The 25735-nt window shown below is 37.6% G+C and carries 26 protein-coding genes; 9 read left to right on the top strand and 17 right to left on the bottom strand.

Annotated features, from left to right (window positions below; translation table 11 throughout):
• Positions 1–134: 134 nt before the first annotated feature.
• Complete coding sequence (locus C3K47_RS03015) at positions 135–524, bottom strand: RNA-binding S4 domain-containing protein (RefSeq protein WP_103787617.1); 390 nt, start codon at positions 522–524, stop codon at positions 135–137.
• Positions 525–689: 165 nt separating this feature from the next.
• Between C3K47_RS03015 and C3K47_RS03010 the strand changes: the two genes are divergently transcribed.
• The 4 genes from C3K47_RS03010 (at position 690) to C3K47_RS02995 (ending at position 4405) form a co-directional block, all read left to right on the top strand.
• Positions 690–1511, top strand: a complete 822-nt coding sequence (locus C3K47_RS03010; protein ID WP_103787616.1) for a 2,3,4,5-tetrahydropyridine-2,6-dicarboxylate N-succinyltransferase — start codon at positions 690–692, stop codon at positions 1509–1511.
• 77 nt (positions 1512–1588) lie between these two features.
• Positions 1589–2221 (top strand): hypothetical protein, encoded by a 633-nt coding sequence (locus C3K47_RS03005; RefSeq protein WP_103787615.1) that lies wholly within the window; start codon positions 1589–1591, stop codon positions 2219–2221.
• A gap of 74 nt (positions 2222–2295) precedes the next feature.
• Positions 2296–2853 (top strand): L-threonylcarbamoyladenylate synthase, encoded by a 558-nt coding sequence (locus tag C3K47_RS03000; RefSeq protein WP_207765227.1) that lies wholly within the window; start codon positions 2296–2298, stop codon positions 2851–2853.
• A 97-nt stretch (positions 2854–2950) separates the two neighbouring features.
• Positions 2951–4405, top strand: coding sequence for a CCA tRNA nucleotidyltransferase (locus C3K47_RS02995; protein WP_103787613.1), 1455 nt, complete (start codon positions 2951–2953; stop codon positions 4403–4405).
• Positions 4406–4513: 108 nt separating this feature from the next.
• Here the strand turns inward: C3K47_RS02995 and creD are convergent, their stop codons facing one another.
• The 4 genes from creD to C3K47_RS02975 are packed head-to-tail and all read right to left on the bottom strand — an operon-like array spanning position 4514 to position 7523.
• A complete protein-coding gene (gene creD / locus C3K47_RS02990; RefSeq protein WP_103787611.1) occupies positions 4514–5941 on the bottom strand; it encodes a cell envelope integrity protein CreD in 1428 nt (475 codons plus the stop codon).
• A gap of 13 nt (positions 5942–5954) precedes the next feature.
• Positions 5955–6497: a hypothetical protein gene (locus C3K47_RS02985; RefSeq protein ID WP_207765226.1), complete on the bottom strand. Its 543-nt coding sequence runs from the start codon at positions 6495–6497 to the stop codon at positions 5955–5957.
• Positions 6498–6547: 50 nt separating this feature from the next.
• Positions 6548–6850 (bottom strand): winged helix-turn-helix domain-containing protein, encoded by a 303-nt coding sequence (locus C3K47_RS02980; RefSeq protein ID WP_103787610.1) that lies wholly within the window; start codon positions 6848–6850, stop codon positions 6548–6550.
• 28 nt (positions 6851–6878) lie between these two features.
• Entirely contained in the window at positions 6879–7523 is a 645-nt protein-coding gene (locus C3K47_RS02975) for a hypothetical protein (protein ID WP_103787609.1), read from the bottom strand.
• A 299-nt stretch (positions 7524–7822) separates the two neighbouring features.
• Between C3K47_RS02975 and C3K47_RS02970 the strand changes: the two genes are divergently transcribed.
• A complete protein-coding gene (locus C3K47_RS02970; RefSeq protein ID WP_103787608.1) occupies positions 7823–8485 on the top strand; it encodes an IS1096 element passenger TnpR family protein in 663 nt (220 codons plus the stop codon).
• A gap of 15 nt (positions 8486–8500) precedes the next feature.
• Complete coding sequence (miaA, locus tag C3K47_RS02965) at positions 8501–9460, top strand: tRNA (adenosine(37)-N6)-dimethylallyltransferase MiaA (protein WP_103787607.1); 960 nt, start codon at positions 8501–8503, stop codon at positions 9458–9460.
• Between the two features lie 17 nt (positions 9461–9477).
• On the opposite strand, the gene C3K47_RS02960 is transcribed toward miaA, so the two are convergent.
• The 10 genes from C3K47_RS02960 to C3K47_RS02910 all read right to left on the bottom strand — a co-directional run bounded on the left by C3K47_RS02960 (position 9478) and on the right by C3K47_RS02910 (position 22130).
• Entirely contained in the window at positions 9478–10125 is a 648-nt protein-coding gene (locus C3K47_RS02960) for an NUDIX hydrolase (protein ID WP_133159319.1), read from the bottom strand.
• Between the two features lie 51 nt (positions 10126–10176).
• Positions 10177–11589, bottom strand: coding sequence for an MDR family MFS transporter (locus C3K47_RS02955; protein ID WP_103787605.1), 1413 nt, complete (start codon positions 11587–11589; stop codon positions 10177–10179).
• Positions 11590–11713: 124 nt separating this feature from the next.
• Entirely contained in the window at positions 11714–12958 is a 1245-nt protein-coding gene (locus C3K47_RS02950; protein ID WP_133159318.1) for a DUF6600 domain-containing protein, read from the bottom strand.
• Positions 12959–13249: 291 nt separating this feature from the next.
• Positions 13250–13771: a hypothetical protein gene (locus C3K47_RS02940; RefSeq protein ID WP_103787602.1), complete on the bottom strand. Its 522-nt coding sequence runs from the start codon at positions 13769–13771 to the stop codon at positions 13250–13252.
• A 190-nt stretch (positions 13772–13961) separates the two neighbouring features.
• Complete coding sequence (locus C3K47_RS02935) at positions 13962–15083, bottom strand: glycoside hydrolase family 16 protein (protein WP_103787601.1); 1122 nt, start codon at positions 15081–15083, stop codon at positions 13962–13964.
• A gap of 421 nt (positions 15084–15504) precedes the next feature.
• A complete protein-coding gene (locus C3K47_RS02930) occupies positions 15505–16203 on the bottom strand; it encodes a TPM domain-containing protein (protein ID WP_103787599.1) in 699 nt (232 codons plus the stop codon).
• 29 nt (positions 16204–16232) lie between these two features.
• Positions 16233–17402: a DUF5009 domain-containing protein gene (locus C3K47_RS02925; RefSeq protein ID WP_103787598.1), complete on the bottom strand. Its 1170-nt coding sequence runs from the start codon at positions 17400–17402 to the stop codon at positions 16233–16235.
• Between the two features lie 157 nt (positions 17403–17559).
• Positions 17560–20172: an AsmA-like C-terminal region-containing protein gene (locus C3K47_RS02920; RefSeq protein WP_103787597.1), complete on the bottom strand. Its 2613-nt coding sequence runs from the start codon at positions 20170–20172 to the stop codon at positions 17560–17562.
• 345 nt (positions 20173–20517) lie between these two features.
• Complete coding sequence (locus C3K47_RS02915; RefSeq protein ID WP_103787596.1) at positions 20518–20976, bottom strand: hypothetical protein; 459 nt, start codon at positions 20974–20976, stop codon at positions 20518–20520.
• A 305-nt stretch (positions 20977–21281) separates the two neighbouring features.
• Entirely contained in the window at positions 21282–22130 is an 849-nt protein-coding gene (locus tag C3K47_RS02910; RefSeq protein WP_103787594.1) for an OmpA family protein, read from the bottom strand.
• Positions 22131–22584: 454 nt separating this feature from the next.
• Between C3K47_RS02910 and C3K47_RS02905 the strand changes: the two genes are divergently transcribed.
• Positions 22585–23082, top strand: coding sequence for a sigma-70 family RNA polymerase sigma factor (locus C3K47_RS02905; RefSeq protein ID WP_103787593.1), 498 nt, complete (start codon positions 22585–22587; stop codon positions 23080–23082).
• Positions 23083–23087: 5 nt separating this feature from the next.
• Positions 23088–23726, top strand: coding sequence for a hypothetical protein (locus C3K47_RS02900; protein WP_103787592.1), 639 nt, complete (start codon positions 23088–23090; stop codon positions 23724–23726).
• Between the two features lie 91 nt (positions 23727–23817).
• Here the strand turns inward: C3K47_RS02900 and C3K47_RS02895 are convergent, their stop codons facing one another.
• Both C3K47_RS02895 and C3K47_RS02890 read right to left on the bottom strand, forming a co-directional pair.
• Positions 23818–24447 carry a hypothetical protein gene (locus tag C3K47_RS02895; RefSeq protein WP_103787591.1) on the bottom strand — a complete coding sequence of 210 codons (630 nt, stop codon included), beginning with the start codon at positions 24445–24447 and terminating at the stop codon, positions 23818–23820.
• A gap of 70 nt (positions 24448–24517) precedes the next feature.
• A complete protein-coding gene (locus C3K47_RS02890) occupies positions 24518–24880 on the bottom strand; it encodes a nuclear transport factor 2 family protein (protein ID WP_103787590.1) in 363 nt (120 codons plus the stop codon).
• 110 nt (positions 24881–24990) lie between these two features.
• Between C3K47_RS02890 and C3K47_RS02885 the strand changes: the two genes are divergently transcribed.
• Positions 24991–25599: a Crp/Fnr family transcriptional regulator gene (locus C3K47_RS02885; RefSeq protein ID WP_103787589.1), complete on the top strand. Its 609-nt coding sequence runs from the start codon at positions 24991–24993 to the stop codon at positions 25597–25599.
• Positions 25600–25735 lie beyond the last annotated feature (136 nt).

Genomic DNA, 25735 nt, shown 5'->3' with positions numbered 1-25735 from the left:
TTTATTTTTCTTATTTCAAGTTACGGGTTGCGAACAAAAGAATGTTTGCAACCCGTTTTTATTAAAGTTAGGTTTTGGATTGCTGATTGCAGAATCAGCAAGTACAAGGTCGACTGACCACTGCCGACTGATTTTCAGTCTCCACTATTTCTTAAATCATCCAGATCACGTCGTTCGCGCTTAGTAGGCCTTCCTGTTCCGCGCTCGCGGGTGAAAACAGGAGCTGTAAATATCGACATATTCCGAGGTTCGGTGTTCACCGGACTCAGATCTTCGTAATATAAAACTGCTTTTTTGGCCTCTACACGGTTCTCAAGTAAGCCGGTTACCTTTACAATTTTTTTCTCAATGCCTTTTTGAATATGATAAACATCGTCAACCTTAACCACATGGGCCGGCTTTAAATTGTTTCCATCCAATTTCACTTTTCCACCTTTGCATGCTTCTGTTGCCAGGCTTCGGGTTTTAAAAATCCGGATGGCCCATAAATATTTATCAACCCTCAGTTTTTCATTCTCATTCATGCTGCAAATTAATAATTATGAAGCTTACAAGTTATAGAATTGACAGTTAAATGAATTTCAGGTTCAAAGTTTTTATTTAAAAATTGCGCATCTTTGCCGAAAGATTTAACCTTAAATCTTAATTGTATTCAAAAGAATTAGTTCATTTTTAAAATTCCTCTACAAATGCCTTTAAGTGCTTTAAAAGACAAAGTTGAGAAAGCTTGGGAAGATCGTTCCCTGCTTAACTACAGCGACATTATTTTAGCTATCGAAGAAGTTATAGAATTACTTGATAAAGGTAAGCTACGTGTTGCCGAACCAGTAATGGGCGGCTGGCATGTAAACGAATGGGTGAAAAAAGCAGTTATTATGTATTTCCCTACCCGCGAAATGGAAGAAATCAAGGCCGGTCCTTTCGTATTCCACGATAAAATAAAATTAAAAACCAATTTCAAAGAGGCTGGTGTTCGCGTTGTACCTCATGGTTTGGCTCGTTACGGATCTTACCTTGCGAAAGGTGTTATTATGATGCCTTCATATGTAAATATCGGTGCCTATGTTGATTCGGGTACTATGGTTGATACCTGGGCTACTGTGGGTTCATGTGCGCAAATTGGTAAAGATGTGCATTTAAGTGGTGGTGTTGGTATCGGCGGTGTGTTGGAACCAGTTCAGGCTTCTCCGGTTATTATCGAAGATGGCTGTTTCCTTGGTTCACGTGCTATCGTAGTAGAAGGTGTTCACGTTGAAAAAGAGGCCGTTTTAGGGGCTAACGTGGTATTAACAGCATCAACAAAAATAATTGATGTTACCGGTTTAGAACCTAAAGAATATAAAGGTTTTGTTCCATCTCGTTCAGTTGTAATTCCTGGTAGTTATACAAAAGAATTCGCTGCCGGCAGTTATCAGGTTCCTTGCGCATTGATCATTGGAAAACGTAAAGAAAGTACAGATCTAAAAACATCATTGAACAATGCATTACGTGATTATAACGTAGCCGTTTAATGCTGAATTTATTGTAAATTATAGATGTAGTCCATAAAGTCAATTACTTTATGGACTATTTTTTTAATACTTGTTTTATGAAGAAAAATTTACTGATTCTCGCTATTCTGCTTTTTTCGGTTTCCCATGTTTTTGCCCAAAAAGAAGCATTGGTCGATACCATCACTCAAAAAATTTGTTTAGAACTGAAGGGCGTTAATATTGATAAACTTTCAGCTGATTCTGCTAGTAACCTTTTTGAAAAAACGATGACGAAGGTGTGTTTGGAGCATATGGGCAGTCTTATGGAATATTATGATTTGATGGGGCCCAACGCTAATGAAGCCGGAACACAGCTGGGCAACGACGTGGCTAAACAACTGATGAAATCCTGTCCGGCCTTTGTTGATTTTGCGATGAAAATGGCCGCTACAGATGAAACGTCTTCTTCCTCTTCAGCCGGAACAGAAAGTGTAAGCTCCAATTTTAATGGAAAACTCACGAAAGTGGTAAAAGGGGATTTCTATAGATTTATTTGCACCAGCGAGCAAGGACTGCAAGAAACATTCTATTGGTTGCAAAACTGCGGCGCCGAAAAGTTATTACCCGATCCGAATAAATACGTAGGGAAAAAGGTGAAGATCAACTTTACAGAGGTTTCTTATTTTATCCCATCCGAAGGGAATTATAAAAAGATAAAGACGATGACGGTTTTTAACCTGGTTGACTAGTTTAATTAGCGCTCAGTTTCATCCAAACAAAATTAAAAGGTAGTTTTGCCTGAAACTATTGAATACAATCAATAATGCAGAAAGAAATTGAGAAATCATTAGAAGTCCTGAAGTCTGGAGGTATCCTTTTGTACCCAACTGATACGATCTGGGGCTTGGGTTGCGATGCCACAAATCCTGAAGCTGTAGAAAAGATCATACAAATTAAAAAGCGTGAAGGGAAAAGCTTTATTGTTTTACTCGAGAATCTTAATGATTTATTCAGATACGTAAAGGAAGTTCCTGATGTGGCCTATGAACTGATTGAACTATCAGAAAAACCTTTAACCGTTGTTTTTGACGGTGGAAAAGGGCTGGCTCCAAATGTTTTGAACGCGGACGGAAGTGTAGGTATCAGAGTGGTAAAACATCCCTTTTGCGAGCAACTGATCCGTAAGTTCAGAAAGCCTATAGTCTCCACTTCAGCCAATATAAGCGGAAATCCATCGGCAATGAGTTTTGATGAAATTTCCGAAGAAATTAAACAAGGGGTTGATTATGTTGTTGATTTTGAAAGAAGTAAAAAATCGGCCGCTCCATCGTCGATCATTAAATTAGGTAACGGTGGCCTGATTAAGATCTTGAGAAAATAGTATAAAGAAGATAAAAGTACAGAGTTAGAAGTACAGGGAAGATGGATCTTTTAGATCAGCTAACTGCTCATAACTAAAAGCTAACAACCTAATTAGAATGAGAAAACATCTCAATCATCCGATTTTTAAAACGATATCAGAGGAAGCGCAACGGTTAAATATTGAGGCATTTGTGATTGGTGGTTTTGTGCGCGATATTTTTTTAAAAAGACCATCAAAGGATGTTGATATTTTGGTGCTGGGCAATGGTGTTGAATTTGCCACTGCAGTAGCAAAAAAAGTAGGTTTGGAAAAGCGTTTGGCTGTTTTTAAGAATTTCGGAACGGCTATGTTAAAGCTTGAGGACCTGGAGGTGGAGTTTGTAGGTGCCCGTAAAGAATCGTACCGCTCACATTCCCGCAAACCAATTGTGGAAGAAGGTACACTGCAGGATGATCAAAATCGCAGAGACTTTACCATCAATGCAATGGCCATCCGTTTAAATGATGGAAGCACTTTTGGCGAACTCGTTGATCCATTCAATGGTGTTATTGATCTGGAATATAAAACGATCCGTACGCCATTAGATCCGGATATTACCTATTCTGACGATCCCTTGCGAATGATGAGGGCCATTCGTTTTGCTAGCCAGTTGCATTTTGAGATTGAAGAAAAATCACTGAAGGCTATCACCAAGAATAAAGACCGCATTAAAATTGTTTCTGCAGAGCGTATAACAGACGAACTGAACAAAATTATCCTTTCTAAAAAACCGTCAATTGGTTTTAATCTTTTGTTCGATACAGGTTTGCTGGAGCTGATATTCCCACAAATGGTGGCTCTGCATGGGGTTGAAACCATCAATGGCCGATCGCATAAAGACAATTTTTACCACACGCTCGAGGTGCTGGATAACATCTGTAAAAGCACTGATGATCTATGGCTACGCTGGGCGGCTATTTTACATGATATTGCCAAACCTGCAACCAAACGATACGATCCTGTGCATGGCTGGACTTTCCATGGGCATGAGGATAAAGGTGCTCGTATGGTACCTAAGATTTTCCGTCAGTTAAAACTTCCGTTGAATGAAAAGATGAAACTGGTGGAAAAGTTGGTGTTGCTGCATTTACGGCCAATTGTTTTGGCCCAGGAAGTCGTTACTGATTCGGCCGTTAGAAGGTTGTTGTTTGATGCAGGTGAAGACATTGACGCCTTAATGAAACTTTGCCACGCAGATGTAACCACTAAAAATGAGTTCAAGATCAAAAAATACAAACGTAATTTCGAACTCGTTCAGCAAAAGCTGAAGGATGTTGAAGAACGTGATAAGATCCGCAACTGGCAACCTCCGGTAACCGGAACTGATATTATGACCATGTTTCAGTTGCCTGCAGGTAAGGAAGTTGGAGTTTTGAAGAATTTAGTACGTGAAGCCATTTTAGAAGGCGAAATTAAAAACGACAGGGAAGAAGCGCTAGGTTTTATTGTTCAAAAAGGAGTTGAAATGGGACTGATTGTTTACGACAGAGCTCCGATACCTGAAGAAGAAAAAGATAAAAATGCTGTTTAACCAACTCGCGTTTTGTTTAAGGATTTTAAAAAAACATATTTTCATAATAGTAAGTTTAGAGATAGAAAAGCCGCAAAATATATTGTTTTGCGGCTTTTTTACTGAAAGCTAATTGACCTGTACTTCCGTTTTTCTGAAATCGTACCAGTCTACTTTTCTCGAAATAAACATCACCAATCCTAATATTACAAATAAGCCGATACTGCCAATTAACAGCGAATAATCTTCCATTTGCAATAAAATGTAGAGGAATAAATAAAGCGCAGAAAGTAAGGATCCCATTAGAATAGAGAGACCTTTACTTTTAAGCACTGTTCCCGAGAACCAGGTAATCAGTAAAATGGTTGCCGCCGATGCGATTGAATAAGCTATTCCAAATGATAAATGCTCGGTGAATGAAAGCAACAGCGTGTAAAAGATCACCAGGGCAAATCCAACCAAAATATACTGAACAGGGTGTATTCGCTTTTTGTTAACCAATTCAATAAAGAAGAAGGCAGTAAAGGTGAGGCCGATAAACATAAGCGCATACTTTGCCGAGCGATATACTTTTTGATAGAAATCAACTGGCATCAACAGGTCAACACCAAAAGAATAATTGTCGATAACTGCGTTCTTTGTTTTATGTTCTCTAGTATCAATGGCTAGGGAGGTAGCATCTGTATCTTCATCAGCGTTTGCAAAGCTATACAGATCTCCTGTCCATTTTTGCGGGAAATTTCTATTTAGCTCCAGTACTTTCCATTTGGCCGAAAATCCTTTTTCAGAGACTTCACGGCTCTCTGGTAAAAATGCTCCAGAAAAACTAGGCGTAGTCCAAGGAGAGTTCAGTTGGATATTGGTTTCCTTGCCTAATGGCCAGAAGCTTAATTTACTGCTTCCGTTTAAGTTAATACTAAAGCCAAATTTTACTCCAGACAGTAATTGAGCACCCTCCAATGGAAATGGAATACTTAAACCCGAATCAAAAACGCCACCTCTTTCTATACCCGGATTTACCGTATATGCTTTATCGTTCAGATTAACTAAAACGCTTTCTTTTATACCTCTTAAATCACTAATGCCAATGGTTATAAAAGCGTCTTTCCATGAGATACTTTCAGGAACTACTTTCAATCCGTTCAAATCAGGAGAGGTAAAATTCCCTGAAAAATTAAGTTTTCCGTTGTACAAGATCGCCTCGTAAATTCCATAATACCGAATTGAAGGGTCAATATTTCCCTTTACATCAAGTCGTTCCGGTAAAAAATGAAGGTAATCGAGCGTGATCTCTTCCTTGCCATTCGCATCTTTTGTTAACGTTCGATAAGGCACATTTAGAATTGGCCCGGCCAAGGTTTGCGTCTGTCCCCATTTCGAATAGATATCGTTTACTGCATGATCTCTGCTTTCAGAACGTTCAATAACCAGGTTCTGAATCATTACCGACGGGATAAGTAATAACAGGCTGATAAAACCGACCATCATCAGTTTAATAATAATGGCATTACGCTCGAAGAAGGTTGGTGCGGGTTGTTTTGTTTCTAAGGTTTCCATGATTCTATTTGTGTTAATATTTAATAAATTCTTGTCGTTGAACAGTAATTGCTATAGGTTTTAAGGGCGAATAGAATTTGCCTTTATTGGTGTATTTTAAAGCGATACTGGGCTGGTGTTTTTTTATTTCCGCAATTGGATGATGAAGAAGAGGGAAGAAATCAAGGTTATGAAAAGCGGAGAATGATTTACCTTCCTTGTATTTACTAAAAAACAGCGAAAATTGGTTAGGGTAGGACAAAGTGCCTAAAAGAATCACCAGTTTTAGATAAATACTCCTCTTACCATTTCCAAGCAAATAATATTGCAAAGCAATTTCTTCGATCACTGAAGTGCCTATGCCAGCTAAAACATGAAAAACATCATGATTTTCTAATTTGGCTTGTAGCTCGAAATCATTTTCTGTTAGAAAACAGCCTAATTCATTTCCTAATGATCCTTCCGGAAAGTCACGTAATTCTTGAGACGAAATGTTCCAAGCCTTATTGTTTTTAAAAAGAGCTTGATAAGGTTTTTTGCTAAGATTATAAAGACCGATAATGATGAATTTTTTCATTTTTTATAATTAAAAGTACTTTGTAATTCAAAGTTGTTATACAAAAAAAATTATCTGTTAGAATTCAATAACTGCTCAAGGCTGTTCAAGTGTTCAACAAAAGCCTTTTTGCCTAATTCAGTTACTGAATAGGTGGTGTTCGGCTTTTTACCGATAAATTGTTTAGTTATCATAATGTATTTAAGTTCTTCGAGTGCTTTTGAATGGCTGGCCAAATTACCATCGGTTACATTCAATAGTTCTTTTAAGGTTGTAAAATCAATGGTTTCGTTTACCATTAAAACCGACATAATGCCCAATCTGACCTTGCTTTCAAAGGCTTTATTGAAATTGTTAAACAGATTTACGACCATTGGTTTTTCTTAATTAAGCGTTTTAAGTTTAGGCTGCCGAATCATATTTGCGGTACATCACTAAGCCATATATAATGTGCATTACTCCAAATCCGAAGCACCAAAACCAAAATCCATATCCGGTTACAAAAAGGTTGATCAATCCAAGAGCAATTTCAGTTAAGCCTAAATACCTGATGTCGCCAATGGTATATTTGCTGGCGTTAAAAAGTGCTAATCCGTAAAAAATCAGCATGCTTGGAGCAATCAGTTTATAATTGCCATCGAGCAATAAATAAATAGCGAAAACACCACCTGTGGCTAATGGAATGGCAAGGTTAATAGCTAATCGTTGCGCCGATTTATCCCAAATAGATTGCTGCGTTTTAGCTGCTTTTTGTTTGGAGAAAATAAAAGCGGTTACTATGGATAAAAGCAAAATGAGCAAAGCGTCGATCAGGCAGAATAATAAAAAACTGTTTTGAAGCGAAAACTCTGGAGAAAATTCTTTAATAGGGATTCTTAACTGATTATAATGGATATTAGCCCAAAATGCAGCAGCGGCGCCCAATAAAGCATAACCACCGGCAAAAATGCCCGATAAACCACTTAGCGAAATAAATTTTGAAGATTTCTCCATTAAGCTCCTGATCTCGGTTAACGATTCAAGGTGCTTGTTTACGTTGATGTCCATTTAAAAAGAACTTTGTATTGCAAAGTTATAAATGAGAATGAAAACGCCAAATTTGATTGAAAAAAAATTAGATCGAAAATTTTATCGGCCGGGAAGTAGAGAATGGTCTGACTTGTGCTTATGAAAGCCCTTGTTTAACAGTGTCTTATGTACTTTTTGTAAGGCATTGTTCATTGATTCGGGTGAGTTTCCTATTTTTGCAAAAAAAACCGGCAGGTGTGTGACGTTCAGAGAAATTAATCGAAGCCGGGTATTTAACCTATTAATAAACAAATAGAATTTCATAAACAGTATATATAATGGCTATTTATCGATTCAGAGTTGCTTTTGAAGATTACGACGCGGTTAGAGAAATCGACATAAAATCGAATCATACATTCGAGGATTTTCACTACGCCATTCATAAGTCAATCAATTATGATGCGCAGCATCCTTCGTCATTTTATGTAAGTAATGACCAATGGATAAAAGGTGAAGAGTTGGCCTTTATGCCAAATGCACGAAAAGTTGCGCAGGAAGTGAAGTTGATGAAAGACTTTAAGCTTAGCAAATTCATTGACGATCCACACCAGAAATTCTATTATATCTCCAACTTTGATCGTCCGTTTGATTTCCATGTTGAACTTTCAAAGATCTTTTTAGAGCCTGAAGCAGGGGTTGAATATCCGGTATGTACAAAATCAACGGGAGATGCACCTAAGCAGTTCCGTCTTTCGGCCGTTTCAGCTGCTGCAGCAAATAAAGATCCGCTTGAATCACTAGAAGATGAGTTTGATATTGAAGAGCCGGAAGAATTAGATGAGTTTGGCATTGATGTCGAGGATTTTTCATCCGCATCGAAATCTGAGGGAGAGGAAGAAAGTGAAGAGTCGGGAGAGGAAGAAGAAGGTGATGATGAATTTGGTGAAATGGGCTATGGAAGTGGCTCCGACGATGAATACGGCGATCGCGATGACTATTAGTAAATAAATAAGTCCATGGTCCATGGACTATGGACCATAGACTTATTAAACGTGCTAAAAGAAAAGATTAAAAAATTAATAGTTGTTGTAGGCCCTACGGCCGTTGGCAAAACCCGCACTGCCATTGAGTTGGCAAAACACTTCAAAACAGAAATTCTTTCTGCTGATTCCCGCCAGTTTTTTAAAGAAATAAGCATCGGCACCGCAAAACCCGAGGATGCTGAACTTGCTGAAGCAAAACATCATTTTATCAACTCACATTCTATTTTCGATGAGATAAATGCAGGCCGTTTTGAGGTTGAAGCACTGGCTTTACTCGAACAATTATTTCAGAAATACGATACCTTAATAATGGTTGGCGGCTCTGGATTGTATATCAATGCGTTGTGCGATGGATTAGATGATTTACCCAAGGCCGATGAATCATTACGTCAGCAAATTGTGGAGCGCTACGAAAATGAAGGCTTGAGTTATCTTCAGCAGGAAGTTGAGCGATTGGATCCGGAATACTTTAAGCAAGTGGATGTGAATAATCCGCAACGTTTAATGAGGGCACTCGAAGTTTGTTTAATGACTGGAGAACCTTTTTCTACTTTTAGAACGAAAGAAACTAAAAACCGGCCGTTTCAGATCATAAAAATTGGGTTAAATCTTCCGCGCGAAGAGCTTTATCAGCGCATAAATCATCGTGTTGATCTGATGGTGAATGCTGGTTTAGTTGAAGAGGTGCAATCAATGGAGGCGAGTAAACATATTTATGCTTTACAAACTGTAGGTTACACCGAGTTGTTCGATTACTTTGAAGGAAAACATGACTTGCAAAAAGCCATTGATTTAATAAAACAAAATACCCGAAGGTTTGCCAAACGACAAATTACCTGGTTTAACCGCGATAAAGGCACCCATTGGTTTCAACCAGAGGAAGTAAATGCAATTATTGAACTTTTACAAAAGGAGTACGGAGTAAAAGGTTAGTTATCAGTCGCAAGTCATCAGTCAGTTTCCAGATCAGTCTTCTTTAAGATCCATTTAAATTCATTGATGATCATTGCGGTGGCTCCCCAAATGGTTTTGTTTTCAATCAGAAAACAGGGAGCATCGAAATGCAATCCCATTGAATTGGTTACCGGAACGGAACCCATGGTTAAATCGTTCAACACATCATCCACTGAGATGGTAATGATCTCATCAACCTCCTTATCGTCTTTAATAAAAATGGGTGAAGAATTCTGATAACCTACCAGCACATTGATCAGAAAACGACTTGGGGGAACATATACAGGGGTAAGGGCTCCAATAATTTCAACCTCTGCTTCAATAATACCTATTTCTTCATTGGCTTCCCGCAAGGCTGTTGCTTCAGGTGAGGGATCATAGGTCTCCATTTTTCCTCCAGGTAACCCAATTTGTCCACTATGAACACCTTCGTAAATTGGCCGCTGAATAAAGGGAATAAAGATAGAAGTAGAAGAAGGGTAAAGTAAAATTAGAACGCTGCTTTGTCGGGCATTCTCAAGATCATAACCTTTATCATAATCAGGTAATCGCACCGCCGGAATCATTTGTAAATGCGCTTCTTTACCAGGTAAGGGTTGCCTAAGTTGAGTAGCTAGCTTATTGATGAATGACTGAAAATGCACAACGAAATGGATAGGTGCTTAAAGATACTATTTCAAACTAAAACCTTCGCCTCAAATGTCGTGATGCTCTTTTTTAGCTGTTACAATATTTTTTGCGGGGATCTTGCTTGCAGGGATCAGGGCCAGTAAAACCAGGATCATGGAAACAGTAAAACCTCTGTTCAGGGCAAATTGTTCTGCTTCAACAGTTGAAAGACCAAGCTCAATTTTATGATTATAAACATTTTGGTGGATAAAGGTTAGCATGGCAATACCCAACGAGCCACCTACCTGTAGCAATAAACTATTAATGGATGAAGCCATGGAAACCTGCTCGAGTTTTACTGAATTAACGGTTGCCGATGACACAGGAGTGATCAATAGCCCTAATCCAATACCCCGTAAACATACAGCTAACAAAATAGTGGCTAAAACACTTTCTGCTCCCAACATTGAAAATTGAAGCATAGAAATCGCTACAATTACCAGTCCTGACATGGTCAGACCTCTTGATCCATAACGGTCGGCTAAAGTACCTGAAAAGGGCATTAAAGCTCCCATTAATAAAGCTCCAGGGAATAAGATTAAACCCGATTGCAATTCATTGTATTTTAAAAGTCCCTGTAATAAGAAGGGTGCTAGAAACAATCCTCCAAACAAGGCTGCCGAACGGGCTATGGTTACCAAAATACAACTCACAAATCGACGGTTTTTAAAGAGTCTTAAATTGATAATTGGCGACTCTGCTTTCTTTTCAACCCGAATAAAAAAGATGAATGAGGCAATAAGTAAGATCAAAACGCCAAGCGTTTCAAAAGAAAGTATACCGGCTTGTTCCATTCTAACCAACACCAATTGAATAAGGATAAGGAATGCGGTTAGGCTTACGAATCCTTTAAAATCAAATTTTACATATTTCTTAGGTACCTGTCGTAAAAATCCGAGGGAATAAAAGCACATACCAATGGCAATTACACTTATAGGGAGATTGATCAGAAAGATACTGTGCCAGCCGAATTCACGGGTTAAAAAACCGCCCAATGTCGGGCCAATTGTTGGTCCAACAACAGAACCCATGCCCCACCATCCCAGCGCTTTTCCCCTTTCTTCTTTTGGAAAAACGGTTGACATGATGGCCATTGCAGTAGGAGGAAGGCTTCCGCCTCCAATGGCTTGTATCACACGCGCTCCCACAAGAGTTGTTAAGTCAGTTGAAATACCACATAGTAAAGAAGCAAGTGTAAAAACAGCTAGGCCTCCAACGTATAAATTAAAAAAGCCGATACGGTCTTTTAGCCAACTGGTTAGGGGCATAAATAAAGAGAAACTCAGCATATAGGCGGTAACAACCCATTGAATCTCATCCATGCGGCAGTTGAAATCTTTGCGAATAATTGGGAGGGAAACGTTAACAATGCTCGAGTCGAGTGAACCCATAAGGGTTCCTATCATTAGGGTTGACAGAATAACATATTTGTTTTTCATCTGCCGGTGTTAGAGCATTTCACTTAAATATACAAATCTGCTGTAGCACTTTTATTTACGGGTTATAAAAAAGGCCCGAAACTATTCCGGGCCATTACAAACTAAACTTTATGTCGATCAAACACTAATTTCTGCCTCTTGGTCGGCCTTCGCTGTGTGATTCACTGCGTTGCTGTTGACCTCTTGATGAACGCTCAGCACTTTGATAACTGCTGTTTTCTCTGCTGTGTCGTTCTTGTGATTGTGAAACCTGGCGATATTCAGTCTGAGAACGACGTTCTTGCTGTGGCTGTCGTTGCGCATAGCGTTCTGTTTGCTGTGGCGCTTGACGAGATTCTGCTTGAGAACGGCGTTCCTGTTGCTGCTGAGCATACTGTACTGCCCTTTCCCGTTGCTGACGCTCATTGTTGTTGTCTCGCTGTTGGTTGGTCCAATTGTCGTTCCTGCGATTATCTTGTTGTGGAGCCTCAGTCCGTTGACGATTGTTTTCATAACGATTATCAGGTCTGCTATTTCCAGGGTATTCACCACGGCTGCGAGGTTGTGCATCACGATTAGCAAAATATTCGCGACCTCTTACTTCCGGTGGACGACAACTTGGATGATTAACTATGCGTGGACGATATACATACATATTCTTATTATCGCATCTGGTGCTGCGTGGCTCATGGCACTCGCGAACCGGAACCGGACGGGCATGACAGCCCGGACGGGTATTGTATTCATGTACTCTAGGGCCACAAACGTAGCGAGTGCGATTATAGTAACCATAGTTATTGATCACGGTTACATTTCTAACAATAGTTACATTATTGTAAACCGGCGCACAATAATCATACATGCGTACATGGCATAAATATCTAGGTGGGGCGAAAACCCAGTAATTACTTGGAATGCTGCCAAGGTTAATTGAAACGCTAATGTTCCATCCCGGTGCCATTGGTGCCCATCCATAGTAATCAGTATTTGAACTCCAAACTACCCAGGCTGGCGCCCATTCATAACCCGGTATCCAATACCAGCCTAAATAAGTATCAAATTTCCAGCGACCGTAATGGAAAGGAGCCCACCCCCATTGATAATCAGACGCCCAGGTCCAGCCAATTTCACTCGAGACCCAGTGACCGTTGGTACGGTATGGCATAAAATCAGGACCCATATTTGGTCGCCAAACGTACCCATACTGATTGTCGTAAACCCAATCGCCGTATGGGCTTAATTCATCGTAAAAAGTTTGGTAGCTAACATCTCTGTCACCCTCCTCATATTGTCCTTCGAAACCTTGCGCTGATGCTTTGCTAATATTCATGCAAAAGGACATGCTTAACACGGTTAATGCAGCTACCAATGTAAATTTTATCGTTTTCATATTGAATCCTTTCTTTAATAACCGCCTTAAGCGGTGTTTCTATTACTATGACGATTCAAATAAAAGAAGGTTGTATGATAAGAAGATGAAAAACTGGGCTGACATTTCGAATGTAAATGATAAGTAGTGTTAAAAGCTTGTTATTTAACTGGTTAGATATTTTTTTGCTTTAAAATGTATTTTAAACGTTACAAAAAGATACTATAAGTTGAACACTCGAATCTCCAAAAAAACAAAAAAGCCATCGTTAAACAATGGCTTTTTGATCATAAGTAGAATAAAATAGTGTGGTTAATTGGCGTTAACAAATTCGCCTTTATTTAAATGCTGGTCCAATTCGGAACCAATATCACCTAATTGTTCGCCCAGTTCTTTTTGCGAAGTTAAGATGGCTAAAAGCTTAATTGCACCAATCAGTTGCTTTTGTTCGATGACACGATCAAATGCTGAGTCAACTTCAAATGCAGTGCGCCAAGGGTAGGGTTGAGGATCAGGATCGGGATATGGACCTGGAGGAGGTGGCGGGAAACGGTGAGGGAAATAAGGCGGACAAATATCATCTCCGTCTTCCCATGCAACTATCAAACCTTTGGAAGCAACCCCTACAAGAGCTTTTCCAACAGATAATAGTTTTGCTTTAATTTCTCGTTTAGGAATTTTCTGAGCGATATCGCGGACCAATCCTGCTATCATATATTCCCTAATGGCTACTGAAAATTTTGGTCCATGAGGATTAATTGCATCTTCTGCTTCTGGAGGATAGATCTTGAATTTTAGCAGAAATGATAACTGTGATGAGAGCTTGTTTGACATAATAAAATGTTTTAAGGTGAATGTAATTGCCTACTCTTTTCAATGGATTTTCGGCGGATCTCCGTTGATTCGTTAGTCAAATGTAAGGGGGTTAAGCAGTGGTATTAAAGGTGTAAATACCTGATATTTAAAAGTATAACTACGTGTTTGAAGCGGGTGGAATTATAGGTAAATATATTGTCTGTTGCAGCTAGTTACGTTTATAAACACGTACATAGTCAATATAGGTGCTGCATGGGAATTTAGCGTTTTGAACAATAGAACCACCATAGGTTAAATTATCATTGCCTCCCACTCCGGCAGTTAGCAGCAAATAAAATTTATGACTAAAAGGATTCCATTCCGTAAAATGTTGTGAATATTCAGAAAGGAAAACCCTTTTTCCATTTTTGGTTATTACAGCATCTTTATCCTGACCATCAGCTACACCATTGGCAAAAGCATCTCCATCTTTGATATAATGGATGTGATAAACCTGCTCATCAACGCTAAACTCTATACGGTCGGTAAACCAGTCGATGCGGTAAAGATGAAATCCACCACTTCCGCTTTTAGGGTCGTTGGCAGTTGCAGGCCAATTTCCGTATTGTGGGTTCACTGTAGGGACTTGTTTATCTGCATAAGAATAATAAGCGCCTTTATGGGCATGGTTCCAATCTTTGTATTCGTTGTTTTCCCAAAACCAGGCATAATGCACACTTCCCAGGTTGTGATAGGGTACACTGCCAACATATTCCATTATATCAATTTCGCCTCCCTGCGGCCACATTAGGTGATCCTGACCTTCAGGTATTTCACTGGGCATCATCCAAAAAGCAAATCCCTGGCCCTTGTACAAAACATCACGTGCCCAAACCCGGGCTTCAATACGCGTGCCTGGTCCCCATGACCCTTTGTTTTGGGTATTTAGTCGGGCGCTGGTATAATTACGGTCAATATAGTTTTCGTTTTGTGTAGTAATGGCTAAACAGTTTCCGTAAGCATCAGCAACATTTTTGGCAATTACTGCATTTTCTGAGCGGTTGGTGGCCCTATCCAATTGGCCAGTTCCAAAATCACCGTTAATACCGGTACCTGTTTCAGAATTCCATTTCTCTGCATCAATAGTTTCACCGTCAAACTCATCGTTCCAAATAAGTGAGTATCCGTTATAGATGGTAGGCGTTTGAGGCGGATGATTGGGTTTATCGACAGGTGGTGCAACCGGAGGAACAGGGTTGGGATCATCACCTGTCTTTTCTGATTTACAATTGACCATGGCGAAGAGGGTAAATGCCAGTAGTATGGTTTTTTTGTTAAATAGACTTGTCATTTTTTAGGAAGAAGCTTGTAAACTGAAGCAGAGCGATTCGACACCTTAAAAAATATGAATGTTAACAGTAGAATGTTTGGGCAGTTAATATAGAAATAATATGGCAATTAATTGGAGCATCAGATTGCTTGGGCTAATTTGGATGAATACAAAGGATTTTTGTTTGTAAAGAATAGCTATTTTCATTGTTGTAAGGCATAATTGCGGAACAAGTGGAGCAGTTCCCCTTTGAGTAGGAGGTTGTGGTCATTTGTTTAAGGAACATTGCCTCATCGCATGGAAAAAGTCCTTTTTTTTCAATGAAATTTTCCTTTCGGAGAAAGAACTTTTTCATCTATGTTAAGCAAAAATTGCTATCTGTTGAAGCAATTTTGCTTAACAACCATAAATTATTCATCAATAATGTGGTGTCTGATTATTACTATAGTTTTTCTTTTATGGCAATTAAGCCATTTGCAAGTCCATTATATAATTCATTGTTTTTTAGATAAGGCTTTATTGTTTGTATTACTTCAATGCATTCTTCGTTGGTCAAATGTTTCATAGAAATACTCGTTGTACAGATGTATATATCTCTGTTTTTTAGACTAATTGCGATCAGTATATTGTCTTTTTCAAAATATCGCCCATTGCCCCAACTATTAATATTTCTCTGACAAAATTCTTTAATGGTTGTATCAGGGTAGTAATCATCTATGGTTGTTACTAATAAATAGACCTTTTTCTCCTTGCCAATTTCACTTACTAAGCTTTTTAATGAATCTGTCTCGACCTTTGTTAACTTGTTTTCTATATCTATTACGTGAAGAGCCTTGATGGGGAAAATTCCTAGTTTATAGTTCGAACAAGACTTATCCAGGTCTCTTGTAAACTTGTAATAAAAGATAAATGGGGATTTAACATGGCCTTTTTCCAAAGCATTTTTTAATTGATCAGGTCCATGTTTTTCGGATTGCTGACGAAAGATTTTTAATTGTTCTTCAACGTCATCTTTGTTTTTTAATGCCTGAATCTGTTTGCAGGTTTCAGAAACAAAAAAGGAATCCTGTCCATAAACCTTCAATGTGGTTATAAATAAAAGCAATGCCAGTCTAGCTGACCGCAAGAGTTTAATCTTCATAAAACATTAAATACACATAATATTCATCCTTACAACTTCAACTTAATCTTCCTTTTCTCCAACCAACCGGTAATCAAAATAATAATCAATGAATACAATAAACATTTAATAATGCCTATTCCTCCGGTTCGTAATATTTCAGGTAACTGCCAACCAATAAGGGTAAATATAGGGTAATGAATGTAAGGCAATAAATAAGCGGTTAAAGTAGCGGTTCCTGCGGGTTTTAAACTATTGAACCAGTTTTCTTTACTCTTAATATCAACCAACCAGATTAAAAGCATAAAAGCAATAAGTGTAATACCCGAACAGATAGTGGTCCATGAAGGAGTGCTGCGCAACTTAGAGATTCCCCATAGCGGGCGGGTACTAAAACCGTAAATAAACATCAGCAAAGCAAAACCTCCTAAAAGCAACCAAAGACTGCTATTTTTATCGCTATTCTTTTTATAGATAAGACCAGCCAGAATACCTCCCATTACCAGAGTAGCGTTTGAACCGTCGCCAATAAGCCAGAAATGAAGATTTTTAGGTAGGTAGTTCAAATGAAAAGCAGAATTAATAGCGATTAATGCAATTAAACTGATAATTACCGGTACAATGTTTCCTTTACTAAGAACATAAATTGAACTGCAAAGTAGGTACGCCCAACCAATCAAACCTAAAATTCCCCACCATTGGTGAGTCATCCAAGTTGGATGTGCGGCGTCTCCTCCTTTATAAATAGCAGCCAGAATAATAAGCATTAAAATTCCGGTTCCTTGTAACAATTGTTTTTTACGCTTATCGAAATCTTTTGGATAAGATAACCAGATTAAGAAGAAAGCAATGGTGATGAGTATTTCCCATATAGGTTTTGAAAGAATTGCTTCCGGATTATAAGTTTCGAGATTGACATGGAAAAAACCAATGATCAATAACGCTAATGAGCGAAAGCCAATATGCTTTAGAATTTCAAAAGTTGAGTCACCCTTTTTCAATCGGCTTTCTACAGCAAAGGGAATTGATAAACCTACAATGAATAAAAATGCCGGAAAAACGGTATCCGCTAAACCCATTCCATCAGTGTTTACGTCAACATGCTCAAGCCATTTTGGAATGCCTATTAATGTCCACAAATCATTTACAAAGATCATCAGGAACATGGTTAAGGCGCGAAGCACATCAATTGAAGCTAAACGGTTGCTTTTTATGGTCATTGCAATTGTCTTTTTAAAAAATAAGCAATATTTAAAATGTTAAAATAAAATAATTTTAAATGTTTTGCTGTATTATTTTGAAGAGCTGCTGGTTAAATAAATAAAAAAAGACCATCAGCATAACTGATGGTCTTTAAAAGGAAAAGGTTCGTTTATATTAACTTCCAAAGAAGCCTTTTAACTTGTTTTTAATTTCTGATTTTACCTTTTCAGTTGCTTGTTTTTTAACGGTGTCAACTTTTTGTTTAGCCTGTTCAGTTGCCTGCTCTTTTAGTTTTGCAACTTCTTCCTTGGCTTTAGTTTCCACTTCGGCTTTCTTTTGGTCAACTGCTTGTGCCAGTACCGTTTGTGCAGCTGATTTACCGTCGCTACCTCCTGCTAACTGTAGTTTAACAGTTGGCTTGGTAATGCTACCACCTAAAATGGCATTTACTTTAACCGTTTCACCCACCGAAACGTTTGTGCCGGTTTTGCTGTTAAATTGTGAAACCAACGAATTTACTGTTGCATTAGCTTGTGAGCCCAGCATGCTGCGAGGTACATTTAAGGCCAGCTTATAATCCATCGACTGGTCAATGCCGTTAGAACCCTGAACATTCATCAAGAAATCACCTTTTTTAATATCAAAAGGAGAAACCTTTAAACGACCTTCTTCAATTCTGAATTTTGCCAGCAGGTTATTCACTTCCAGTTTTTTGAATTTATCAGTGTTTAAAGCCATTGAAAGCTTATTCATTGGCTCAAAGCCTTCAACAATCGCCTGAATAATATTCGTTATACCTTCGGCATTGATCGAAGAATAAACAGGCATCATGTTATGATCTAAATCCGTATTGAATTTAAGGTTAGTTGAGAACGAACCGTTGGTGTACTTAGCAATCGGCGCCAGCATTTTAACGGTATTAAACGTTGCAAATGCTTTTTGGATATTCATTTTATCAATACCGAAAGCAATATCCACTTTTGGTTTTTTAGCATCGGTAGTGGCATATGAACCGTTCATGGTTACCGAACCATCCAACATGTTCAGCGACATATCCTTGAAGAAAATCGTTTTGTCTTTTACGATCATTGCGCCATGTGCATTTTGTATGTCCATGTTATCGTATAAAACACGGGCAACTTTAGCTGTCATGGTGAAATCGATATTTCCCGGAACTTCAACCACCGTAAGTTTAGTAGTATCGTTTTTGGTTTCAACAGCTGCAGGACCCATCAATTCGTTTACGTTGATGAGGTTTGAAGAAACGTTAAAAGTACCTTGTAAAGGCTGATTTTTCTTAAATACATAAGCCAGGTAATTATTAACTGTTCCATTAGCCTGAAAATCACTTGCACCAACTTTAGCCGATAAATTACTTAAGGTAATGTTTTTAGGATTGAAGGTCATGTTAGCCGATGGAATGCTTACCGGTTTCGGAACATTAGCACCTGAATAATTAAATGAGGTTAATGCCAATTTTCCCGCTGCTTTGAATTCTTCATATTTCCCTTTGTCAATTGATGATTTATGGCCATTTGCTGTTAAATCTGCATCCAAAAGTCCACTTAACTGCATATCCTTCATCGGGAAAATGGTAGTCAATTGTTTCAGGTCCAGTTTACCTTTCATTGCCATTTCAACATAAGGATCGGAAACAGGCGTTTTAACCAATAACCGGCCGTCGATAGGAGCACTGCCGAATTCCAGGTGGAAAGCAGGAACATTAACTTCGGTGTGGTCAATTACCCCATCAGGATTGTTGATGGTGGTTTTAACCTGAATATTGTTGATAGCTGAGGGTAATGAAGGGTATTTGATCTTACCATTTTCAATCGCCATATTCAAATTAAAGGCAGGCAACGATTTTTCATTATAAATACCTTTGGTAAAACCGCTCATTGCAAACTTACCCGAAGCCTGAAGGTCTTTGAAGTTAGCTGCGTAAATAGCAGGAATTAGTGAAAGGAAGTTTTTCAATTCAGATTTTTGCGCATCAAATTTAAAGTCGATCACCATATCACCATTAGATGGCATAGCAAGGCTTCCAACAAATGAAAGTAACAGCTCATTCAACTTAATTTCATTTTCCTTCAGCGTAAACTTCATCTGCTTCATGTCCATTTCAATTGGCAACGTGGCTGCTAGGTTTACTTTATTCAGGTAAGGAATTCCTCCGTATTTAACCGTTAATTTTTCAATTGATGATTCGGTTTCAAGAACGAATAAATCCTGGGTAAAATCACCTTTACCACTGTGATTAAGGTTGTCGAGCTCCATGAAAAATCCTAAAGAAGCATCCTCGTAGATTATTTTACCTTCATTGATGCTGTATTTTTTCAATGCAGCTTTAAAAGAGGTTGGTTGTGATGGAGTCGGTTCTGCTGGACCTGGTTTAGCAATGTCCCAGTTGGCTTTTCCGCTTTTTAACACCTTAGCATAAATTGAAGGCTTATCCAATGAAACCGAACGGATATCATAAGTTTCACCTTTGATTACACTCATCAGATTAACATCAATCTGGAGTTGCTCAATATTGGCAAGTGTGTCTGTTGCAAAACTGTCAACTCCAATAACGGTAAGGTTGTTTAATTGCAAACCTAAATTGGGAAACGAGCTGATCAATGTTAGATCGAAATCTTTGAAATCAACTTTCGCATTAACGTTTTCGTTGATGGACGATTTTACTTTAGCTACAATACTGTCTTTGAAAAAAAAGGGCACAGCGGTAGCTGCTGCCAGTAATACCGCTATTACAATGGCACAAGTAATGAGTACTTTTTTTAGCATGTTTGGTAATATGGTTTATTGATTTGACTATTGTTGTTTACTACTTAAACGAATAAAATGGGGAAGAGTTATAAAATATGATAAAATAATCAGCTCATTTTATTGGGGTCTAAAATAGGGTTTTAGACTTTCTCTTGTTTGCTGTAAAAAATAGTAATTACCGTGAGAATAGGAGGGGTAAATTAGAACTTGGTACTTGCTCAGATGATTTGAAATGGTACTTACGGGATTGGAAAGACAGGATGCTGTAGCAATCGATTTTAATAATAATTATACGCATAGTACAAAGCATTAATAATGTTTAAATTAATTATTAGTGCTTTGCCTATTAGTAATTGTACCTGATTAAACTACAACCAGATCGTATTCATTGTAGTCTTCGCAAATTTGACGGGCGTATTCTTCGTCGAAATACAATTTGGCCCCATGCTTAGCAAATACCGGATATCGGGTTTCGGGTTTTGTTTTATCTAAAAAGTTATACCCCGAAAGGAATAAATCAACTGATGAAACTTTTACCTTGAACACTCTACGGTGCTCAGCCTGATCTAGCACATCCATTAATTCAGCGCGTTGGAGGAAACTTCCTGCTTCCAACTTAACTCTAAAAATCTCGGCACCGGCTTTTGGTTTGTCAGTAAAAATCAGATCAAAGTTTTTTACGTAACACGACAGACAAAAAAGGTCGTTATAAATAATCGCGGGACAATTTTGGTCGCCTAATAATTTAACTGAAAAGCCTGAACGGGTAAAAAAATCTACAACTCTTTTATTCCGACGTAGAATATCATTCTCTGTAATCATATACTGCAACGAGGAAGAAGTCTCTCTCTTTTATTTTAATGTGCTAAAATTATGTATCAGCTAATATTGTATACAAAAGTATAAAAATATCAGAAGGTTATATGGTAGTGAGCCTACAGAATAGTAACAAGTTTGAAGCCATAATTAAAAAACTTATTTCTATTGACCTGTAAGTGATTATCTAAACACGAATAAATTTAGTTTGTTTTAAGATAGTCGAACCAAATTAAAGTAGCGACTAAGATTTTGAATCAAGTATCTCAGGTAAATAGAAAAAGGGACGAAACTTTCGTCCCTTTAAAGGCTTATTTTTTTTGTGTTTCCAACAACTTGAAGAATTGATCGAGTTGAGGTAAGATCACAATTCGTGTACGTCGATTAGTAGCCCTGCCCTCGGCACTCGAATTATCAGCAATTGGAATAAATTCACTTCTTCCGGCGGCTGTCATGTGTTCAGGCGGCAAGCCGTAATCGTTCTGTAAGACCCTTACTACTGATGTGGCGCGTTTAACACTCAGGTCCCAATTATCTTCCATGGAATTATTTTTAATTGGTTTGTTGTCGGTATGGCCTTCAACCATAAACTCAATATTTGGCTGATTAAGTAATACTTTAGCCACTTTCCCTAAAACAACTTTCGCTTGGTTAGTTATCGTGTAACTACCACTGTTGAATAAAAGCTTATCAGAAATATCAATGTAAACTACGCCTTTGTCAACTTTTATATTGATGTCTTTATCGTTTAAATCGCCAACAGCACCTTTCAGGTTCATTACCAGGGCCATATTTAATGAATCTTTACGTGCCATCGATTTTTGCAAATCCTGAATGTAAAGGTCCTTTGCGCCGATATTCTCCATCGACTTTTTAATGCTTTCGGCTTGAGATGCCGAAATAACCGATAGATCTTGCAATTGTTTTATGGCCACTGTATTGTTTTCTTTTAAGTAAGCCATCTGTTGATTTAAATTTTCAATTTGTGAGTTGGCCTTACCTAACTGCGATTCGCAATCTTGCTGTTTGGCCAATAAATTCTGATACTGAGTATTTATATCCTCTTTTTCTGCTTTTACCAGTTTGAGCTTTTTATTGCTAACACATGAAAACAAAAAAACGGTACAAAACATGGTTAGAGCCATCGCTGCTTTTTTCATATCAAAAGAATTTTGTTAAAAAAAATACCTGCCAAGTAATACAATTGGCAAGCCACTATGTTAAATGATAGTTTATTAACGCTGTATTTTTGACTTCTAGTGCCTGAAAAAGTGCTGGTGTTGTTTAAATAAGTTGAAACCCTCTTTAAACCAAAGACTTAAAATCGATGATTTAGTAAATAAAAAAATAGGGAATGATGTGATTTTTTGCTACATGAGGTTAATAATTGGTAAAGATTTTACCTAACTGGTTATTTTATGGTTTTATGGAAAAGGAAATTGCAAGAAGACAGAATTTAATGATGGTGCTTATATTAATAATAGTGTTGCAAACTGAAGTAAGGTTTGTAATACGGAATATTGAGCAACAAATTAATGTTGAAAGAAACTATATTTCTCCAAAGAGAGTCCATGGTTCTCTGCTGCAACAACTCTTTTAAAATAGAAAATGATAATGAGTAAGGAAGAGTTTCTATTACTGCTCGAAAAAAATAAAGGACTTGTTTACAAGGTGGCCAATTCTTATTGTAAAGACAATGAGGATAGGAAAGACCTGGTTCAGGAAATTATTATTCAGTTGTGGAAGTCATTTGAACGCTACGACCATAATTATAAGCTGTCGACATGGATGTATCGGGTTGCATTGAATACTGCTATCTCCTTTTACCGAAAGGAGCATAAAAGAAAAGATGCGAGTGTGCCTTTAATGGAGGAACTTATTGAAATTGCTGATGAAAATTTATCGGAAGATCTGGAGGTCAATATTGGATTACTGCAGCAGTTTATTAATGAGTTAAAAGAGCTGGATAAGGCTTTAATGATTCTGTACCTCGAAGAAAGCAGTTATAAAGAAATGGCTGAAATTTTAGGTATTACCGAAACCAATGTGGCTACAAAGATTAGTCGCATTAAAGAGAAATTAAAACAACGTTTTTCACTTGTAAGTAATTGATAACGATGGACGAATTAGAATTAAAAAGCTTATGGCAGCAGCAAAGTCGCAAGCTTGAGGAAACATTAACATTGAACAGAAAACTGATTGAAGAGATTCAAACCCAAAAAGCCGAATCGAAAATCAGGGCTTTTTTAAGAAATCAGGCTGTTTATGTTGTATTGGGTATTTTATGGGTATGGTTTTTAGGCTTTTTAGTATATCATACGCCTAATATCTTCTTTAGAATATCCATTGGAGCAATTGTTCTATTCAATATTTACGCAGTGGCGGTTTATATTAAGCACATTGTTATACTTAATTCCATTAATATCGCCGAAAGTATAACCGTAACTCAACAGAAGCTTACTGAAGTAAGAATATCCTTATCGAATGTGGGGCGTATATTGATCTTGCAAACACCGTTTTATTGTACCTTTTGGTATAGTACCGAACTGTTTCAAAAAGCAGGGCCGCAGTTTTGGATAATTAATCTATGCGTAGTAGCGATCTTTTGTGCTGCTTCTATTTATTTGTACCAAAAACTTACCTACAAAAATATGCACATAAAGTGGGTGAAAAGTATGATGGAAAGCTTTGGGGGTAAAACTTTATCTAAAGCCGTAGAGTTTGTAGATGAGATAGAAAAGTTCAAAAAAGGTTAAAAAGAATGATCGGGCTAAGTCACAAAGACACAAAAAAATAACGAGCACCAAACTTTGTGTCTTTGTGATAGTGCTTTGATTAATTCGATAGCTAATCACCATTATACTGAGTAAGGGCATCCATATACTTTTGTTTGACACAAAGCTTTACAGAACGTTTATTTTTACCCACCATACGCAATAGTTGTTTTGGCGAATATCTAACTAATGGTCCATCTCCTTTTTGTAAATAGGCAATAGTTTCCGTCGAGTTTTTGGGAGCCATAGGGTAGAAGGAATAAACATTGATTTTTCCTTTTATAGTTTTAAATAGCCAGCAACTATCAGTTGAGATCCCTTCGATATTTTTGCTTAGAAAAACATCATCCATTAGTATGTTTTGGGTTTCTTTAGGGGTGATCTTTATACTGTCGCCCGTTTTCTCTGATTTATAAAGAATGTAAGTTACTGAATCAGAAAAATAGATCTTGGATTTGCATTTTAACTCTGAACTGTCTTTGAGTATAACTTTAAAAGAATAGCTTTTTTGATCAGGGTGCTCTTTTCCTCTGTTCTTCCAAAAGTTATTAAAGTTATCGCGCATTTGACGACTTGTTTGTTGATTGTATAACTCATCCAGCTCAGCTTGAGATACAGGCATTGCGTTAGAATTATTTTGAGCATCTGCAAAAAAGTTAAAAACAACAACAAACACTGAAAGTAATACCAGATGTTTAATCATGAAAGTATCTTTTAAATAGACAATAACAATAGATGTTACAGTAAAGATAAATACAATAGATCAAATTTTATTATCCATGGTAAACCCTGGAGGAGACAATTTTGTCATTTTCTATTTCCAATACTTCGGCAACCAACATTTCAAATTCTCCTTCAACGCTACGCACATATTCCATGAACACCCGGTTGTTATTAGCTGTTAAGGTTGTTACAGTATAATGCAGCGAAGGTAAACGATCAAAAGCATCGTGCCACCATTCGCGTAAAGCCTCTTTACCTTTTACATAGCCATGCGTTTCTGGCCTTCTTACCTTTAATTTCGGGCTAAAGTGGATGGCATCGTCAGCATAAAGTGATAACAGTTTCTCTAAATTATGTTCATTAAAAGCTTCAAACCAGTTTAAAGCAATTTTTTCATTTGTTTCAGCGCTCATTTTTACAAAGTTTAATTAATGCAATTTAAGGGGCTTGCATCAATTTCGTATTTTAAAAAGCTGATAAAATGTAATATTTGTTTATAGTTTCTGTTTGAAATGAGATCTTAATGAAAAACTATCTAAATACATCATTGCCTGAACAGTTCCAACCTCTTTTGGATCATATTGGTCGATTTGTTGATCTTGATATGTCTGAAAAAGAGTTATTGCTTGGAAGGCTTTCTTTTAAAAAAGTAAAGAAAAAGGAATACCCTTTATCCGAAGGACAAATTTGCAACTATAATTATTTTGTGGTTAAAGGCTGTTTGAGGGTTTACTTAATTACCAATTCCGGACTGGAGCAAATTACCCAATTCGGTATTGAAAATTGGTGGATAACGGATTTTGACAGTTTCGAAAATCAAACTTCTTCGGCCTTTTTCATTCAGGCAGTTGAAGAGTCGGAGGTGATTGCAATTGATAAAAATGCTTTGGAAAATTTATACAATGAAGTTCCAAAGGTTGAACGTTATTTCCGGATCATCCTGCAAAAAAACTTTGTGGCTGCACAACGACGAATACTTTGGATCCATACCATTTCTTCAGAGCAGCGGTACCGCAACTTTGTAGAGCAGTTCCCTGCATTCGTTCAGCGTGTTCCGCAGTATATGCTGGCTTCTTACTTAGGTATCACACTGGAGTTTTTAAGTAAAATAAGGGCGAAAAAGAACCTCTAAATCTCTTAAAGTGGACTTATCGCACGTGGGTAATACCACCCCGTTAAGCACTATTAACAATTGTAGTATTTCTTAAACTAGATTAATTTTTTTGAGCGGCAGGCTCACGACTTTTGAATTGTAAATAATAACAATT

It is taken from the genome of Solitalea longa, assembly GCF_002920915.1.
GTDB classification, from domain to species: domain Bacteria; phylum Bacteroidota; class Bacteroidia; order Sphingobacteriales; family Sphingobacteriaceae; genus Solitalea; species Solitalea longa.
The sequence above is the reverse complement of the archived record's forward strand: the minus strand, read 5'-3'. Positions and strand labels throughout refer to the sequence as shown.

Bases quoted from the DNA above. Each gene is read 5' to 3' on its own strand.
- C3K47_RS02885 (WP_103787589.1), top strand. From the start codon at position 24,991: ATGAAAAACTATCTAAATACATCATTGCCTGAACAGTTCCAACCTCTT.
- C3K47_RS02995 (WP_103787613.1), top strand. From the start codon at position 2,951: ATGAGAAAACATCTCAATCATCCGATTTTTAAAACGATATCAGAGGAA.
- C3K47_RS02900 (WP_103787592.1), top strand. From the start codon at position 23,088: ATGGACGAATTAGAATTAAAAAGCTTATGGCAGCAGCAAAGTCGCAAG.
- C3K47_RS02915 (WP_103787596.1), bottom strand. From the start codon at position 20,976: ATGATTACAGAGAATGATATTCTACGTCGGAATAAAAGAGTTGTAGAT.
- C3K47_RS02930 (WP_103787599.1), bottom strand. From the start codon at position 16,203: ATGAAGATTAAACTCTTGCGGTCAGCTAGACTGGCATTGCTTTTATTT.
- C3K47_RS02890 (WP_103787590.1), bottom strand. From the start codon at position 24,880: ATGAGCGCTGAAACAAATGAAAAAATTGCTTTAAACTGGTTTGAAGCT.
- C3K47_RS02970 (WP_103787608.1), top strand. From the start codon at position 7,823: ATGGCTATTTATCGATTCAGAGTTGCTTTTGAAGATTACGACGCGGTT.
- C3K47_RS02895 (WP_103787591.1), bottom strand. From the start codon at position 24,447: ATGATTAAACATCTGGTATTACTTTCAGTGTTTGTTGTTGTTTTTAAC.
- C3K47_RS02980 (WP_103787610.1), bottom strand. From the start codon at position 6,850: ATGGTCGTAAATCTGTTTAACAATTTCAATAAAGCCTTTGAAAGCAAG.
- miaA (WP_103787607.1), top strand. From the start codon at position 8,501: ATGGTCCATGGACTATGGACCATAGACTTATTAAACGTGCTAAAAGAA.
- C3K47_RS02910 (WP_103787594.1), bottom strand. From the start codon at position 22,130: ATGAAAAAAGCAGCGATGGCTCTAACCATGTTTTGTACCGTTTTTTTG.
- C3K47_RS02920 (WP_103787597.1), bottom strand. From the start codon at position 20,172: ATGCTAAAAAAAGTACTCATTACTTGTGCCATTGTAATAGCGGTATTA.
- C3K47_RS03000 (WP_207765227.1), top strand. From the start codon at position 2,296: ATGCAGAAAGAAATTGAGAAATCATTAGAAGTCCTGAAGTCTGGAGGT.
- C3K47_RS02975 (WP_103787609.1), bottom strand. From the start codon at position 7,523: ATGGACATCAACGTAAACAAGCACCTTGAATCGTTAACCGAGATCAGG.
- C3K47_RS03015 (WP_103787617.1), bottom strand. From the start codon at position 524: ATGAATGAGAATGAAAAACTGAGGGTTGATAAATATTTATGGGCCATC.
- C3K47_RS02935 (WP_103787601.1), bottom strand. From the start codon at position 15,083: ATGACAAGTCTATTTAACAAAAAAACCATACTACTGGCATTTACCCTC.
- C3K47_RS03010 (WP_103787616.1), top strand. From the start codon at position 690: ATGCCTTTAAGTGCTTTAAAAGACAAAGTTGAGAAAGCTTGGGAAGAT.
- C3K47_RS02955 (WP_103787605.1), bottom strand. From the start codon at position 11,589: ATGAAAAACAAATATGTTATTCTGTCAACCCTAATGATAGGAACCCTT.
- C3K47_RS02925 (WP_103787598.1), bottom strand. From the start codon at position 17,402: ATGACCATAAAAAGCAACCGTTTAGCTTCAATTGATGTGCTTCGCGCC.
- C3K47_RS02905 (WP_103787593.1), top strand. From the start codon at position 22,585: ATGAGTAAGGAAGAGTTTCTATTACTGCTCGAAAAAAATAAAGGACTT.
- C3K47_RS02940 (WP_103787602.1), bottom strand. From the start codon at position 13,771: ATGTCAAACAAGCTCTCATCACAGTTATCATTTCTGCTAAAATTCAAG.
- C3K47_RS02985 (WP_207765226.1), bottom strand. From the start codon at position 6,497: ATGAAAAAATTCATCATTATCGGTCTTTATAATCTTAGCAAAAAACCT.
- creD (WP_103787611.1), bottom strand. From the start codon at position 5,941: ATGGAAACCTTAGAAACAAAACAACCCGCACCAACCTTCTTCGAGCGT.
- C3K47_RS03005 (WP_103787615.1), top strand. From the start codon at position 1,589: ATGAAGAAAAATTTACTGATTCTCGCTATTCTGCTTTTTTCGGTTTCC.
- C3K47_RS02950 (WP_133159318.1), bottom strand. From the start codon at position 12,958: ATGAAAACGATAAAATTTACATTGGTAGCTGCATTAACCGTGTTAAGC.